The organism is Acinetobacter genomosp. 33YU, from assembly GCF_001990725.1.
Taxonomy (GTDB): Bacteria; Pseudomonadota; Gammaproteobacteria; order Pseudomonadales; family Moraxellaceae; genus Acinetobacter; species Acinetobacter seifertii.
Window position 1 is genome coordinate 258371 of record NZ_LFZQ01000005.1, and the last position, 14916, is coordinate 273286.

Below are 14916 nucleotides of genomic sequence, written 5' to 3' on the forward strand. Positions count from 1 at the left end.
AGTTAAATATGTCAGAACACCGTAAACCTGAACAGGGTGTAAAACTTCGTGGCGCAGAAAAAGTCGCAAGAATTCCTGTAAAAGTTGTACCTACGGTTGAAGTGCCGCGTAAACCTGACTGGATTCGTGTCAAGATGACGGCACCAGAAGAAGTTCAGCGTATTAAAACCACTTTACGTGCTCAAAAACTCCATACCGTTTGTGAAGAAGCAGCTTGTCCTAACTTACCAGAATGTTTTGGTGGTGGTACAGCAACATTCATGATTATGGGTGATATTTGTACACGTCGTTGCCCGTTCTGTGATGTCGCACATGGTCGTCCAAATGCACTAGACCCTGATGAACCTCGTCACATGGCAGAGACTATTGCCAATCTTAAACTCAAATATGCAGTAATTACTTCGGTTGACCGTGATGACTTACTTGACGGCGGTGCACAACATTTTGTGGACTGTATTAAGGAAGCTCGTGCGCTTAGTCCAAGCACACTACTTGAAATTTTAGTTCCAGACTTCCGTGGACGTATGGATATTGCTTTACGCATTATGACTGAATGTCCGCCAGATGTTTTCAACCATAATATTGAGACAGTACCTCGTCTCTATAAAGCGATGCGTCCAGGTTCAGATTACCAACATTCTTTAAACTTATTGAAAATGTTTAAAGAATACTGCCCTGACATCCCGACAAAATGTGGTTTGATGGTAGGTATTGGTGAAACTGAAGAAGAAGTCATTGCATTACTTGATGACTTACGTGCTCACGATGTCGACTATGTGACTATTGGTCAATACTTGCAACCTTCAAAACAGCACGCACCAATTGACCGCTTTGTAACACCAGAAGAGTTTGAGCGTTATGCAGAGCATGGCCGTAAACTTGGTTTTAGAAATATCTGGTCTGCGCCAATGGTTCGTTCAAGTTACTTTGCTGACCGTCAATACCACGGTGAGCCAGTACCAGAAGTTCGTCGTAAAGTAGATCCAGCTAAAAAAATCGCTGTTCAAGTCGTCGAAGCTTAAAAATTAAATTTCTATAAAAAGCCCTCTAATACTGAGGGCTTTTTATTTGTATAACAAAATCAATAACATTTCTTGACAAATAGATAAAACAAGCTATTACACTTTCACTCAAAAATATCTTATACCTAAAAGTACGATATATCCCTGCTCTAGCATATAGATCAATTGCGACATAAAAAATCAAATTTAAACAGCATTAAAAATGAGCTAGTTAAGCCTTAAATCTCTCCTCGCCATTTGTAACGTCTAACTTGAGGGCTTATCTAGCAAGGAGCAAGTATGATTTTCCTACTCTTTGTTTTAAGTATTGTCATTCAGCTTATTGCAATATGGGCAATTTTCTTTTTTAACCTAAATAGAGTCATTGGTAGTGTTATTACGATTGCTGTAGCCATCCTTACTGCACTCATTTTAACGCCATGGTCACTGCTTTTAGGGATTCCTCTTATTGCTCTTAGCATTATTATTTTATTTAAGCCTTTACGGTTTAGCTTAATTACAAAACCTGCATATAAAACTTTGGCAAACTCAATGCCGAGCATCAGTACCACTGAGCAAGAGGCTTTAGAAGCAGGAACAAGTTGGTGGGAAAAAGAATTATTTATGGGTGCTCCAGATTGGTCGCAATTTGAAAAGTATCCTTACCCGACACTTTCATCAGAAGAACAAAGTTTTATTGATAATGAAGTTGAAGTGCTATGTAGCATGCTCGATGAATGGGAAATTCATCATCAATTAAAAGACCTTCCACCTGAAGTTTGGCAGTTCATTAAAGATAAAGGTTTTTTAGGCCTGATTATTCCAAAATCATTTGGTGGTAAAGAGTTTAGCTCATTTGCTCAAAGCCGTATTATGAGCAAAATTGCATCACGCTCTTTAACTGCAGCAGTGAGCTGTATGGTTCCTAACTCACTGGGACCCGGTGAGCTACTCATGCACTACGGTACGGATGCACAAAAGCAGCAATATCTACCAGGTCTTGCCAAAGGTGAAGAAATTCCATGTTTTGGTTTAACAAGTCCTGAAGCTGGTTCAGATGCTGGTGCCATTCCAGATTCGGGTGTGGTGTGCTACGGCGAATATGAAGGTGCTCAAGTCCTTGGCCTGCGTATGAATTTCTCTAAACGCTGGATTACACTTGCTCCGATTGCCACAGTAGTTGGCTTAGCATTTAAGCTTTATGATCCTAAAGGTCTACTCGGCGATAAAAATAAAACCGAATACGGTATTACCTGTGCACTTATTCCTGCAAGCCATGCGGGTGTAAAAATAGGTGCACGCCATTATCCAGGCTCTCCATTTATGAATGGAACAGTTGAGGGTGAAGATGTTTTCATTCCTATCGACTGGATTATCGGTGGACAAGAAAATGCGGGTAAAGGCTGGCGTATGCTGATGGAGTGTTTAGGTGTTGGGCGTGGTATTTCCCTTCCAGCATTAGCTACAGCCGCAGGTGAAATGAGCTATTTAACTGTAGGTGCTTTTGCGAGAATTCGTCAACAGTTCAATATTTCTGTTGGTAAATTTGAAGGTGTGCAAGAAGCAAGCAGTGAAATTGCCAGTGATGCCTATATGCTTGAAGCATTTCGTTATTTAGTAACATGTGGCCTAAATCAAGGCGGAACTCCTGCCGTGATGACTGCCATGGCAAAATACTATGCAACAGAAACCATGCGTAAAGTCATTAATCACGGTATGGATATTGCCGGTGGACGTGGTATTCAGCTTGGGCCTCGTAACTTCCTTGCGCTCACCTATCAAGCCATCCCGATTGCAATTACAGTCGAAGGTGCAAACATTTTAACCCGCTCACTCATGATCTTTGGTCAGGGTTCGATGCGCTGTCACCCTTATCTTTTTGAAGAGCTACAATTACTTCAGTCTGAAGACAAAGCTGATGCAGTTCAAAAATTCGATGACCTGTTATTTAAACACTTAGCGTATACCTTTAATCGCGGTGCAAAGTCATTTGCTTATGGTTGGACAGGTGGTTCAAGTGATGCACCGCAATCATCAGATCAATTCACGGCAAGTTACTATAAAACCATTAACCGTTTTAGTGCCAACTTCGCCCTTGTTTCTGATATGTCACTAGGTTTACTTGCAGGAGATTTGAAACGCAAAGAAATGCTCTCAGGACGTTTAGCTGATATTCATGCACACTTGTTTATTGCCACTGCAATTTTAAAGTTTTATGAGGCTGGACAAAAAACTGAAGCTGAACAACTGCATGCAAAACTAGCATTACAAAAAGCGTTCTTAAATATTCAGGAAGCATTTTGGGGGCTATTTGACAACTTCCCAGCCAAGCTTCCAGCAGCATTTGTAAAATGGATATGTTTCCCGCTAGGTCGTGTGATTGCAAAACCTGATGATGAGTTAAAACAGCAAGTTGCTGAACTCATGATGGAAGAACATCCGTTTAGAGAGCAACTCAAACGCCATGTGTACTATTCAACTGAACCTAATGATGTCACTGGCCGTCTAGAGCATACATTCCAGATTTTAAGAACCATTGAACCGCTTTGGGATAAGTTTAAGAAAGCTGAATCCAAAGGCAAGTTTACGGGTCTTACTTTTGAAGAGAATATTGCACAAGCGATAAAAGAAGGCTTTATTTCTGAAAGTGAAGCTCAACAATTATTGCAGTACAACGCAATTCGATTTGACAGCATGCTTACCGATGTTTTTGATGAAAAACTCGATAAGGATCTACCTTTGTCAAACCCTCATCAAATAGTGTGACTGGTGCCTCCACCAATTCACTATTGCAATCATTTTTGATTCGCATTAATTAATAAATAGCCATAAAAGCGTCACTCGACGCTTTTATTTTTAGGAGAAATTAATGTCTAAGCAAGATTACGAAAATGGATTAAAAGTACGCACAGAAGTGATGGGAGAAGCTTTTGTAAAACGTGCCCAAGAAAATACCGTACCCTTTACCCAACCTTTACAAGACTGGATTAATGAACATGCATGGGGATCAACTTGGCAACGTAAAGGTGTACTTCCACGTAAATATCGCTCATTAATTACTTTAGCAATGCTCACAGCACTTAAATCGCCAACTGAACTTAAAGGCCATGTTCGTGGCGCACTCAACAATGGTTGTACAGTTGAAGAGATTCAAGAAACTTTATTGCATAGTCTGCCATATTGCGGCGCGCCTGCTACTCAAGAAGCTTTTCGTGCTGCTTTAGAAGTCATTCAAGAATATCAACAACAATAACTTTAATCTGAGCCAGAACTCTACTGGCTCACTTTGACCTAATTTAATGTAGTCGAATAAATATTTAAATTACGATCACCAATTATAATAGCCTGACGACAAATCCCTTCTGCTTTACGCAGGTTCTCAAAAACTGCAGCTGACATTGGTTCGAAACTATCAAAAAAGCAAATTTCTTTTGGATCTATAGAATAAACAAGAGACTGATTACCGACCCCATCCAAAGTGTCATAGTACACGATTACCATTTGCCCATTTTGAATTGCGCCTTGAATGTCTTGATAGCTCAAAGCAGGCCCTGTCGGTATTTTCAACACCTTTGCCTCTTTATAACTCATACGTTCGCTGGGGCTAATGTTAGGGTCTTTATCTGAGTAAAATGAAACATCAAAACCAAACTTTTTTAAAGCAACAGCTAAAGCAATGGTATAGGTACCATCTTGCTCATATCGGCAAACTTTAATCAATTCAGCAATATCAACTTGAACCCCATAATGCTTTAGCACCATCCAAACTGCAAAAACACCACTGTTTGCCTCGAGGTTTGCCAAAGATTCGGGAATATTTAAGGCCATAATTTAAGTCTAAAGTCGTAATTAAGCAGATAATAAACAAAACTGGATTGGCACTAAAAGCTTTTCCAAGTACAATGTTTCGCTAGTCGAGGGATGCTGCGACAAATGATCGGCACTAAAGATCATTTTGCCAGGCTCGACGATCGGTTAAACAATCGTTTTAACCAACAACGGCATCCGCGAACAGAATGATCAATACTATTTTTTCCTAGGAGATCCTGATGAACGCGGTTAATGCTTCATTTACAGATTACAAAGTTGCTGACATCTCACTTGCTGACTACGGTCGTAAAGAAATCAAACTTGCTGAAGCAGAAATGCCAGCTTTGATTGGCTTACGTAAACGTTATGCAGCATCTAAACCACTTGCTGGCGCAAAAATTCTTGGTTGTATTCACATGACCATTCAAACAGCTGTTCTTATTGAAACGCTTGTTGAATTAGGTGCTGAAGTTCGCTGGACATCATGTAACATTTTCTCTACTCAAGACCACGCTGCTGCTGCAATTGCTGCTCGCGGTATTCCAGTTTTTGCTTGGAAAGGTGAAACTGAAGAAGAATATGTATGGTGCTTAGAACAACAAATCAATGTTAATGGCCAACCTTGGGATGCCAACATGATTTTGGACGATGGCGGTGACTTAACTGCTCTTGTTCATGAAAAATACCCTGCTCTTTTAGAACGTATTCACGGTATTACCGAAGAAACAACTACAGGTGTTCAACGTCTTATCGAAATGTGGAAAGACGGTTCTTTGAAAGTACCAGCAATTAACGTAAATGACTCAGTTACTAAGTCTAAAAACGACAACAAATATGGCTGCCGTCATTCATTAAATGATGCAATCAAACGTGCTACAGATATGTTGTTATCTGGCCGCCGTGCACTTGTGATTGGTTACGGTGACGTAGGTAAAGGTTCTGCTCAATCTTTACGTCAAGAAGGCATGATTGTTCGTGTAACAGAAGTTGACCCGATTTGTGCAATGCAAGCATGTATGGACGGCTATGAAGTTGTATCTCCATACAAAAATGGCGTACAAACAGGTAAAAAAGAAGATGTTAACCAAGACTTACTTGGCACCACTGACCTTGTTGTAACGACTACTGGTAACTACCACGTATGTGATGCTGCAATGTTAGATAGCTTAAAAGCTGGTGCAGTTGTATGTAACATCGGTCACTTCGATACAGAAATCGACACAGCTTATTTACGTGGTTACAAGTGGGTTGAAGTTAAGCCACAAGTTCACCAAGTTTATCGTTCAGAAGACGAAAACAACTACCTTATCCTTCTTTCTGAAGGTCGCCTTGTAAACCTAGGTAATGCAACTGGTCACCCGTCACGCGTGATGGACGGTTCTTTTGCTAACCAAGTTTTAGGTCAAATTCACTTATTCCAAGAGAAATTTGCTGACCTTCCTGCAAACGAAAAAGCTGCAAAAATCCGTGTAGAAGTTCTTCCTAAGAAACTTGACGAAGAAGTTGCTGCGGCAATGGTTGCAGGTTTCGGTGGTGTACTTACCCAGTTAACTCAAAAGCAAGCCGATTACTTAGGTGTTGCTGTTGAGGGACCGTTCAAGTCTGACGCTTACAAATACTAAGAACTTAAGGGCAGACGGTGAACCGACTGCCCTTTTTTCTAAAATGTTTCGCTGTTTACAAGGATTTGACATGACTAAACGTACACCAATTTCTTTTGAGTTTTTCCCGCCAAAAACTGATGCCGGTGCTGAAAAACTGCGTATTGTTCACCAAGAACTACAGCTATTAAACCCTGAGTTTTTCTCGATTACTTATGGAGCTGGTGGCTCTACTCGTGAACGCACGCTTGCGGCTATTGATGATTTCAATGGCAAAGGTACACCTGTTGCCCCTCACCTTTCTTGTATTGGTGATGATAAAGCGCGTATTGCTGAACTACTCGATTTATACAAGGCACAAGGTATTGACCGTATTGTCGCTTTACGTGGCGACTTACCATCTGGTCAGGTTGGACTTGGCGAGCTTCCTTATGCTCAAGATTTAGTACGTTTTATTCGTGAGCACTCAGGTGATTATTTTCATATTGAAGTTGCAGCTTATCCAGAAATGCATCCTCAAGCTGAAAATCTTGATTCAGATATTCAACGTTTTATTGAAAAAGTACAAGCTGGCGCTAATGCAGGAATTACCCAATTCTTTTTTAATCCAGATTCGTACTTTTATTTTATAGAGCGTTTGGAGAGTGCAGGAATTAACCTTCCAGTGGCTCCTGGTATTATGCCAATTACCAATGCAAGTAACTTAATTCGCTTTGCAGATGGTACTGGTGCTGAAATTCCTCGTTGGATTCGTAAGCAATTACAAGCCTATGGCGATGACAGTGAAAGTATTAAAGCTTTTGGTCATGAAGTTGTTGTTAAGCTATGCGAGCGCCTGATTGCAGGTGGTGCACCAAGCTTACACTTCTATTCAATGAATCAAGTTGAACCAACCCGTCAACTTGTTGTTGATCTTGGTTTAAATTAATTTTGTAAGGCGTACCCAATGAATCGTTTTTTTATCGAAACTGAACTTACAGTTGGCTCAACAATTCAACTGACTGAATCGGTATTTCATCATTGGGTGCGTGTTTTACGCGCACAACTACAAGAACAAGCGACTCTATTTAATGGACAAGGTGGCGAATATCTCGCAACTCTGACCGAAATTAATAAAAAAAATGCATTTGTCGCCATTGAGAATTTTAATCCTGTCAACCGTAATGCCCCTTTTAAAGCTGTTCTTGGTCAGGTCATGAGTAAAGGTGACCGAATGGATTATGCCATTCAAAAAGCCACCGAACTTGGTGTAAGCAAAATTCAACTTTTAACCAGTGAACGCTGTGAAATGCGTTTAAAATACGACCGTGATCAAAAAAAATTAGACCATTGGCAAGCTGTTGCAATTGCAGCCTGTGAACAATGCGGGCTTAACTTTGTCCCAGAAGTTTTAGCACCTATTTCTCTGAGTGAATGGCTAAAATCTTCTGATCTTCCTGCATCTAAATTTGTTTTGGCTCCTGAAAAAGAACAAAAAGATGTATTAGCAGGGATCCAACCAGAACTCGCTCTCTTAATTGGTCCTGAGGGTGGTTTAAGTGAAAATGAAATTACACAAGCCAATCAAGCAGGATTTATGAACTGGTGTATTGGAGATCGTGTTTTACGCACCGAAACTGCGCCTGTTGTTGCATTATCTATTTTAAATTATCGGTTTTTATCCATATAAGCTAATTGAACATTGATTAAATCAACAATTAAAGTTAACTTACTTTTAATGTATGAATATTAATTTAAATTCTTTTCCACTGATAAATCAGATTCTTTCTGTATAAATGTAAAAAAATAGGATAGAAAAATCTTATGTCTGGCCTTCAGGAAGAATATTTACAGCATCAAACAAGGATTGAGCAGCTCCGACTCTCAATTCAATATATTCGCTTGTATCTGATTAGCTTAATATTACTTTGCTTAATTTCGGCCATTATTTTCACTTGTTACTTTACTTCTTACATCACAAATTTTATTTGGTCAATTGGTTTCACTATTTTATGTCTTGGTTGTCTATTATTTATCCCAAAGTTTTTAACACGTTATCGTGACATTAATTTCATTAGAAAAACTGATTTAACACTACAAGCTATTTGTTTGGTATCAGGGATATTAATGGGATTAAATATAATTGTTCTGCATTTCTCTCTTCCTTCTACAATTATATCTATCTCTGATGTTCATATTCTAATTGGATTATTTATTAGTTCATCTCATATTATCGGTCTTACCTTTCTAACTCAGCAACCCCGATATTTTTATTTACTTTTTATTCCAAGTACTGTTCCACTTATTATTAGCCAGTTTACACATGTACAGACATCGCAACTCCCCTTTTACTTTGCGTATAATTTAGCCTTCTTAGCTACCCTACTTTGTGCTTACGCAACTCAACGCAACTACCAAAAAATTTCTCAGCTCCTATTTAAAAATAAACAACTCGTACAAGTTGCGGAACAACATACACAATGGGCTGAAGAGTTATGTATACAACTTCAACAAGAAGTAAATAAATCAAAAGATATTGAAGCACAGCTTCAATTTAATAATCATTTGCTCGAACAGAAAGTACGTGAAAGGACCTATGATTTAACCAAAATGAATGAGAAGCTTGAAAGCCATCATCATAATTTAGCATTTGCTCATGAAACTGCTGGTATTCGTCCGTGGGATTGGGACATTGAAAAACAAAAATTAGAAATTACTTTTTTTGATCGACAAAAGCAGACTCAAAGTACATCTTTACACCTCAATACAATTTTAGAACGTATCCATCCTAATGATCGAAAGTTATTTGATGAGCGTTTAAAAGAGCATTTAGATGGAAAATCTGATCACTTCAATATTACCTTTCGTATTCTACGCCGTAATGGTTCTTGGCGCTGGATACATGATGTAGGTCGTGTTATTAGCCGTGATCCTAAAACCAATAAAGCTTTACGCATGGTGGGAATGACCAGAGATATTCATCAAGAAAAAAAAGATCAAGAACATTTGAGACTTTGCGCTATTGTGCTTGAACAAGCAGCAGAAGGAATTTTTATTTTAGATGATAAACTGAATTATATTGATGTTAATCCCTATTATGAAAAATTAACTGGTTTCTCGAAATCTGAATTGTTAAATCAACAACTATTCAATATCACAATAAATCAGAAATTACAGCAACAAGAGTTTCATGACTCCATTACCCAGCAACTACTTAAAACTGGCGAATATATGGGGCAATTTGATGAAAAGTTTGTATCGGGTAAAAGTGTTCACTTATGGCTCCATATTAATGCTGTGAAAGATGAACATAATCAAGTTATTAATTATATTGGCTTTGCACGTGATTTAACCGAACAAAAGCGGCAAGAGCAACATTTATCTTATTTAAAAAATTATGACAGCTTAACTCATCTTCCTAATCGTTTTTATTATTACAATCAATTACACCAGTATTTAATTAATCCATCTTATAGCTTTAAAAATCTTGCATTAATACGTATTAATATTGATAGGTTTAGAGCGTTTAATGAGTTTTTAAATAATGATAGTGGTGATGAATTACTAAAACAGTTTGCACAGCGTCTACGCCTCACCAACATTAATGCCATTTTAGTGGCTTACTTAAATGGTGATGATTTTGCAATTATTTATGAAATATCACCAATTCATCCTAATATTGAGCAATATTGCCAAAATATTTTACAAGCATTAAATGCTCCATTTTATATTGATCAACAAGAGTATTTTATTACCGCCTCTATTGGAGTTGCCTGCTTTCCAGAGCATGGTAGACAAATTGACCATCTCAATAACCATGCCGAACAAGCACTATCTGAAGCAAAACGTTTAGGTGGTAACACCATTTGCTACTATTTCAATAAAGCAAGCAATCCGTATAAAACCGCAGATTTAGAGCAAGAATTACGCAAAGCCATCCAAAATGATGAATTTATTGTTTATTACCAACCAAAAATTAATTTAAATGACAAATCTGTTAAAGGTTTTGAAGCCTTAATTCGCTGGCAACATCCTGACAAGGAATTAGTCATGCCGAATATGTTCATTCCTTTTGCCGAACGTAGTAGCCTTATTTCCGATATTGGTAAAGTGGTTTTAGATAAGGTTGGCAAACAATTACAAGAGTGGAAAAACTCAGGTTATTCAGATATTCAAGTCTCTGTAAATATTGTTGCCCAACAAATTCATCGTGGACTTTTACTGAATGATTTAGATGAAGTTTTAGAGAAATATCAACTCGATGGATCAAATCTGGAACTCGAAATTACTGAATCGGCTTTATTAGACAATACTGATAATGTGAAAAAATTATTGCATTCAATTAAAGAACGCAATATTTCGATTGCACTCGATGACTTTGGTACAGGCTATTCATCTTTAGCTTACCTGACAGAATATCCAATCGATGTTTTAAAAATTGATCGAGCCTTTATTTCGAAAATCGGCGATCAAAAACAAGAAGCTATTGTCAATGCCATGATTGCGATGGGCAAAAGTATGGGGTTAAAACTGGTGGCTGAAGGTGTTGAAACCGAAGAGCAAGTTATTTATCTACAAAAACAACAATGTGATTTTTTACAAGGCTATTTCTTTAGTCGCCCACTTCATCCAAATCAGATTAAGCAATATCTTCAATCAAATACACATATTTCATAATTGTTTTAACAGTCTATTTTACATGCACTGGTTTTTCCAAAAATGAGCGTTTTTGACTGTGAGAAATAGAGAAGTAGTGTTATATTCTTTAGCATTTAGCTCACTATGGGGCTATTGGCAATTCGTCTACTATTCTCTTAATTGGTAAAAATTAAAGCATAGTAAGAGCATCACATTGCCTCCCCCTAAATGAGTGATTTGACTAGTTTGCTTTTTTGTATCAAATAGAGACTCAGATGGACGATCAATCTTTAAAACAGGCCGCTTTAAATTACCACGAATATCCAAATCCAGGGAAAATCAGCGTCACGCCTAGTAAGCAACTCGTCAACCAACGAGATTTAGCTCTAGCTTATTCACCAGGGGTTGCTGCTCCATGTTTAGAGATTGAACGTGATCCTTCAGCTGCTGCAAAATATACTGCACGTGGCAACTTAGTTGCTGTTGTAAGTAACGGTACTGCGGTTCTTGGTTTAGGTAATATTGGTCCATTAGCTTCTAAACCAGTAATGGAAGGTAAAGGCGTTCTTTTCAAAAAGTTCGCTGGTGTTGACGTATTTGATATTGAAATTGCTGAAAACGATCCAGATAAAATCGTTGATATTGTTGCTTCATTAGAACCAACTTTCGGCGGTATTAACCTTGAAGATATCAAAGCGCCAGAATGTTTCTATATCGAGAAGAAACTTCGTGAACGCATGAAAATTCCTGTGTTCCATGATGACCAACACGGTACAAGTATTATTGTAGGTTCAGCATTATTAAATGCTCTACAACTGGTTAACAAGAAAATTGAAGAAATCAAAATTGTTGCTTCAGGTGCAGGTGCTGCAGCCCTTTCTTGTTTAGATTTACTTTGCGCTTTGGGCGTAAATAAAGAAAATATCATTGTAGCCGACTCTCGTGGTCTTCTTACGACTTCACGTGAAGGCTTAGATGAATCTAAAAAACGTTATGTACAAGACATTAAAGCGACTCAATTACATGAAGTGATGGCTGGCGCAGATATGTTCTTGGGCCTTTCAGCTGCTGGCATTCTCACCAAAGACATGGTGAAACTAATGGCTGAAAATCCAATTATCTTTGCTTTGGCAAACCCAGATCCAGAAATTTTACCTGAACACGCGCATGAAGTACGCCCTGATGTCATCATGGCAACTGGTCGTTCGGACTACCCGAACCAAGTAAACAACGCTTTATGTTTCCCTTATATCTTCCGTGGTGCACTTGACGTAGGTGCTACAACAATTAATGAAGATATGAAAATTGCTTGTGTACATGCAATTGCACGTATGGCTCACGTAGAAGCTGATGCTGCTACTTATGGCGAAAAATCTGCTTCATTTGGTCGTGACTACTTAATTCCACGTCCACTTGATCAACGCTTAATTTTAGAAATCGCGCCTGCTGTTGCTAAAGCTGCAATGGATTCAGGTGTGGCAACTCGTCCTATCGAAGACTTTGCTGCATATCGTCAAAAACTGTCTGAGTTTGTTTATAACTCTGCATTCTTGATGAAACCAATCTTCGCTCAAGCAAAAACAGATCCTAAACGTATTGCATACGCTGAAGGTGAAGATGAACGCGTATTACGTGCTGTTCAAATTGCAGTTGATGAAGATTTAGCTAAACCAATTTTAGTTGGTCGTACTGCTGTCATTGAAGCAAACATCAAAAAATTAGGTCTACGTTTACAACATGGCGTGAACATTGAGATTGTAGATCAAGAACAAAACCCGATGTACGAAGAGTTTTGGAAAGACTACTACCAAACAATGCAACGTAAAGGCATTACTGTTGAATATGCTCAACGTGAAGCTCGCCGTCGCTCAACTTTAATCGCATCGCTTCTGGTTAAATTTGGTAAAGCTGATGGTATGTTATGTGGTACTTACAGTAGCTATAACATTCACCTAGACTTCGTACGCAACGTTATTGGCCTTAAAGAAGGTATGAACAACTTCTTCACGCTCAATGCATTAATGCTTGAAGACCGTAACTTGTTTATTGCTGATACCTATGTAAACACTAACCCGACTGCTGAACAACTTGCTGAAATGACAATTTTAGCAGCTGAAGAAGTACGTCGCTTTGGTATTACACCACGTGTAGCTTTACTTTCTCACTCAAGTTTCGGTAGCGACCAGACTGATTCAAGCGCTCAAAAAATGCGTGAAGTTTATCGTATTTTATCTGAGCAAGCTCCAGAGCTTGAAGTTGAAGGTGAAATGCATGGTGATGCAGCATTAGACGAAAGCATTCGTCAATTTGCATTCCCAGGTTCACGCTTCAAAGGCTCAGCAAACTTGCTCATTATGCCGAACCTAGATGCAGCAAACATTTCATTTAACTTGCTAAAAGCAACTTCTGGTAACAACGTTACTATTGGTCCAATTTTGCTAGGTGCTGCTAAACCAGTTCATATTTTGACACCTACAGCGACGACTCGCCGCCTTATCAATATGACTGCTTTAACTGTTGCTGAAATTCAACAACAAGAAAAGTAATTTAGAAACTGCTTTTTACGAAAAGCGTTTCTAATGACTTGAGAAAACCTCTATTCTGTAGCATGATTGCTTGAAGAATAGAGGTTTTTTCATGCAAGTGTATTTAGTAGGCGGTGCTGTTCGAGATTATTTACTTGGGCATCCCTATCAAGAAAAAGACTATGTTGTGGTCGGTGCAACGCCGGAACACATGCTCGCCCAAGGTTTCCAACCTGTAGGCAAAGATTTCCCTGTGTTTCTTCATCCCCAAACCAAAGAAGAATACGCACTTGCACGAACCGAACGGAAGTCAGGTCAGGGCTATCACGGATTTCAATTCTTTACTGATACCACTGTAAGCTTAGAAGATGACTTAATTCGTCGTGATTTAACCATTAATGCAATAGCCATGGATCAAGACGGCAAAATATATGATCCATATGGTGGGCAAAGCGACTTAGAGAATAAAACTCTACGCCATGTTTCAGAAGCTTTTGCTGAAGACCCTTTAAGAGTTTTACGTGTGGCTCGTTTTGCAGCACGATATTTCCCATATGGTTTTCAAATTGCTACTGAGACTTTGCAACTTATGCAAACTATGGCGGAGTCAGGTGAACTAGATGCATTAACGCCAGAACGTGTTTGGAAGGAAACTTCTCGTGCTTTAATGGAAACTCATGCAGACATTTACTTCCAAACTCTGCGTGATTGTGGGGCGTTAAAACATCTTTTCCCTGAAATTGATGCTTTATTTGGTGTACCTCAGCGTCCTGAATATCATCCAGAAGTAGATTGTGGTATTCATACTCTTATGTCATTACAACAAGCTTGTAAATCCAATTATTCACTCGACGTGCGTTTTGCTGTTTTAGTGCATGATCTTGGTAAAGCATTGACCCCTGCTGATGAGCTTCCTCGCCATATCATGCATGAAGAGCGTGGCATTAAACCAGTTACTGAGTTGTGTGAACGTTTACGAGTTCCAACTCAGACCAAGCAGTTGGCATTATCAGTGTGCAAAGAACATTTAAAATGCCACCAGATTATGTCCTTAAAACCAGGCACTTTATGGCGTCTATTACAACGTCTAGATGTTTTACGTCGTCCTGAAAGAGTAGAAGCTTTTGTACAAGCGTGTGAATGTGATGCAAAAGGAAGATTAGGATTAGAAGATCGTCCTTATCCTCAAGCTCAATATATGCTTGAAGCCATGCAAATCGTTCGCTCAATCAAAGTTCAGAATTTACCTGAAAATATTAAAGGTGCTGAAATTGGTGAAATGCTCATTCAATATCGAATTGAAGCTTTAACTGAATTTAAAAATCAGCATCAAAGTGTTAGTCATTCCTAATGAGTAATCAT

At 38.7% G+C, this 14916-nt stretch carries 10 protein-coding genes; 9 read left to right on the plus strand and 1 reads right to left on the minus strand.

The genetic code is table 11. The annotated features are described in order from the left end of the window. Nucleotides 1-8 precede the first annotated feature (8 nt). The 3 genes from lipA to AC056_RS05945 all read left to right on the plus strand — a co-directional run bounded on the left by lipA (nucleotide 9) and on the right by AC056_RS05945 (nucleotide 4254). Nucleotides 9-1022 (plus strand): lipoyl synthase, encoded by a 1014-nt coding sequence (lipA, locus tag AC056_RS05935; RefSeq protein WP_004700412.1) that lies wholly within the window; start codon nucleotides 9-11, stop codon nucleotides 1020-1022. A gap of 279 nt (nucleotides 1023-1301) precedes the next feature. Beyond that, nucleotides 1302-3767 carry an acyl-CoA dehydrogenase gene (locus AC056_RS05940; protein WP_077163006.1) on the plus strand — a complete coding sequence of 822 codons (2466 nt, stop codon included), beginning with the start codon at nucleotides 1302-1304 and terminating at the stop codon, nucleotides 3765-3767. Nucleotides 3768-3870: 103 nt separating this feature from the next. Next, nucleotides 3871-4254: a carboxymuconolactone decarboxylase family protein gene (locus tag AC056_RS05945; RefSeq protein WP_077163007.1), complete on the plus strand. Its 384-nt coding sequence runs from the start codon at nucleotides 3871-3873 to the stop codon at nucleotides 4252-4254. Between the two features lie 38 nt (nucleotides 4255-4292). Here the strand turns inward: AC056_RS05945 and AC056_RS05950 are convergent, their stop codons facing one another. Continuing rightward, a complete protein-coding gene (locus AC056_RS05950) occupies nucleotides 4293-4829 on the minus strand; it encodes a cysteine peptidase family C39 domain-containing protein (protein ID WP_077163008.1) in 537 nt (178 codons plus the stop codon). Nucleotides 4830-5050: 221 nt separating this feature from the next. On the opposite strand from AC056_RS05950, the gene ahcY reads away from it, so the two are divergent. The 6 genes from ahcY (at nucleotide 5051) to AC056_RS05980 (ending at nucleotide 14905) form a co-directional block, all read left to right on the plus strand. Beyond that, the gene (gene ahcY / locus AC056_RS05955) at nucleotides 5051-6433 is read left to right on the plus strand and encodes an adenosylhomocysteinase (RefSeq protein ID WP_039250795.1); all 1383 of its coding nucleotides are present in this window, start codon (nucleotides 5051-5053) and stop codon (nucleotides 6431-6433) included. Between the two features lie 70 nt (nucleotides 6434-6503). Continuing rightward, nucleotides 6504-7340 carry a methylenetetrahydrofolate reductase [NAD(P)H] gene (gene metF / locus AC056_RS05960; protein ID WP_077163009.1) on the plus strand — a complete coding sequence of 279 codons (837 nt, stop codon included), beginning with the start codon at nucleotides 6504-6506 and terminating at the stop codon, nucleotides 7338-7340. An 18-nt stretch (nucleotides 7341-7358) separates the two neighbouring features. After that, on the plus strand, nucleotides 7359-8081 hold the full coding sequence (locus tag AC056_RS05965) for a 16S rRNA (uracil(1498)-N(3))-methyltransferase (RefSeq protein WP_049065826.1): 723 nt from the start codon (nucleotides 7359-7361) through the stop codon (nucleotides 8079-8081). Nucleotides 8082-8215: 134 nt separating this feature from the next. Further along, a complete protein-coding gene (locus AC056_RS05970) occupies nucleotides 8216-11068 on the plus strand; it encodes a putative bifunctional diguanylate cyclase/phosphodiesterase (protein ID WP_077163010.1) in 2853 nt (950 codons plus the stop codon). Nucleotides 11069-11304: 236 nt separating this feature from the next. After that, nucleotides 11305-13575 carry an NADP-dependent malic enzyme gene (locus tag AC056_RS05975; protein ID WP_004700400.1) on the plus strand — a complete coding sequence of 757 codons (2271 nt, stop codon included), beginning with the start codon at nucleotides 11305-11307 and terminating at the stop codon, nucleotides 13573-13575. A 91-nt stretch (nucleotides 13576-13666) separates the two neighbouring features. Continuing rightward, a complete protein-coding gene (locus AC056_RS05980) occupies nucleotides 13667-14905 on the plus strand; it encodes a multifunctional CCA addition/repair protein (RefSeq protein WP_077163011.1) in 1239 nt (412 codons plus the stop codon). Nucleotides 14906-14916 lie beyond the last annotated feature (11 nt).

Bases quoted from the DNA above. Each gene is read 5' to 3' on its own strand.
- lipA (WP_004700412.1), top strand. From the start codon at position 9: ATGTCAGAACACCGTAAACCTGAACAGGGTGTAAAACTTCGTGGCGCA.
- AC056_RS05950 (WP_077163008.1), bottom strand. From the start codon at position 4,829: ATGGCCTTAAATATTCCCGAATCTTTGGCAAACCTCGAGGCAAACAGT.
- AC056_RS05980 (WP_077163011.1), top strand. From the start codon at position 13,667: ATGCAAGTGTATTTAGTAGGCGGTGCTGTTCGAGATTATTTACTTGGG.
- metF (WP_077163009.1), top strand. From the start codon at position 6,504: ATGACTAAACGTACACCAATTTCTTTTGAGTTTTTCCCGCCAAAAACT.
- AC056_RS05965 (WP_049065826.1), top strand. From the start codon at position 7,359: ATGAATCGTTTTTTTATCGAAACTGAACTTACAGTTGGCTCAACAATT.
- AC056_RS05970 (WP_077163010.1), top strand. From the start codon at position 8,216: ATGTCTGGCCTTCAGGAAGAATATTTACAGCATCAAACAAGGATTGAG.
- AC056_RS05940 (WP_077163006.1), top strand. From the start codon at position 1,302: ATGATTTTCCTACTCTTTGTTTTAAGTATTGTCATTCAGCTTATTGCA.
- AC056_RS05975 (WP_004700400.1), top strand. From the start codon at position 11,305: ATGGACGATCAATCTTTAAAACAGGCCGCTTTAAATTACCACGAATAT.
- ahcY (WP_039250795.1), top strand. From the start codon at position 5,051: ATGAACGCGGTTAATGCTTCATTTACAGATTACAAAGTTGCTGACATC.
- AC056_RS05945 (WP_077163007.1), top strand. From the start codon at position 3,871: ATGTCTAAGCAAGATTACGAAAATGGATTAAAAGTACGCACAGAAGTG.